At 48.3% G+C, this 1,235-nt stretch carries 1 protein-coding gene; it reads left to right on the top strand.

Translation table 11 applies throughout. The annotated features are described in order from the left end of the window. Positions 1-63: 63 nt before the first annotated feature. Positions 64-1,217, top strand: a protein-coding gene (locus VC182_RS11455) for an IS3 family transposase (RefSeq protein WP_323485369.1) whose coding sequence is annotated in 2 segments (ribosomal slippage) — positions 64-304 and positions 304-1,217 — 1,155 coding nt in all. Because the reading frame shifts where the segments join, the coding sequence is not laid out codon by codon here. Positions 1,218-1,235: the final 18 nt, after the last annotated feature.

A 1,235-nucleotide genomic window follows, 5' to 3' on the forward strand; every position in this document is an offset into this window, starting at 1 on the left:
TGAATCGCTACCACTTCTATAGACACTTTCTAGCCTAATATTTAGTCTATTAGGAGGTGTGTCATGAGTACAAGAAGACGGTTTACTGAAGAGTTCAAGTTAGAGGCAGTCAAGCAAGTCGTTGAGCGAGGATTTGGGGTTCGAGATGTGGCTGCTAGGCTGGGCACCTCACCCCATAGTCTGTATGCCTGGATTAATAAATATGGTATTCCAGCCGAGCAGCGCTTAGTTCAAGATGATCAATTAGCTAAGCTTAAAAGACTGGAGGCGGAGCTGCGGCGGGTTACCGAAGAGCGCGACATCCTAAAAAAGGCCGCCGCGTACTTTGCCAAGGAGTCCGGTTAAAGTACGCCTTCATCAAAAAGCACCAGCATGAGCATGCCATCCGCACCATGTGCAAGGTTTTACGAGTCCACCACAGTGGCTATTACGCTTGGCTTAAAGAGCCGCTCTCGTCTCGAGCGTATGAGAACCAGATGATCGTAGGTCAAATTAAGCAAGCGTGGCTGGCAAGCGGCACCATCTATGGTTATCGCAAGATCCATGATGATCTGCAAGATCTGGGGATTGCTTGTGGTGAGCAGCGGGTGTATCGCTTGATGAAGGCGCAAGGCCTGCGTTCTCAAACAGGTTACAAGCGCACACCACGGCATCATGCTGGTAAGCCTCATGTCGCCGCTCCCAATCACCTGGCTCAGCAGTTTGATGTTTTAGAGCCCAATGAGACCTGGGTAACGGACATTACTTATATCCGCACGCATGAGGGTTGGCTGTACTTGGCGGTGGTCTTGGATTTATTCTCCCGCCAGATTGTAGGTTGGTCGATGCAAGGACGGATGGATAAGGAGCTCGTAGTCTCAGCTTTGCTGATGGCTTTATGGAAACGCAAACCCAAGCAAACTGTGATGATCCACTCCGATCAAGGCAGTCAATTTTCTAGTTACGAGTGGCAAGCGTTCTTAAAAGAACATAACCTCAAACAAAGCATGAGTCGGCGCGGAAACTGCCATGACAATGCCGTAGTGGAGAGCTTTTTCCAACTACTCAAGCGGGAGCGGATTAAACGTAAAACCTATGCCAGCAGAGCAAAAGCAAGAGAAGATATTTTTGATTACATCGAAATGTTTTACAACCCGGTTAGACGCCATAGTTACAACAATGGACTTTCTCCGGTAAGATTTGAAGAGCAGTACCAAGCGAGGTTGGGAAGTGTCTAAGATATTGGTAGCGATTCA

It is taken from the genome of Polynucleobacter sp. AP-Nickl1-40-C4, from assembly GCF_035012665.1.
Lineage (GTDB): Bacteria > Pseudomonadota > Gammaproteobacteria > Burkholderiales > Burkholderiaceae > Polynucleobacter.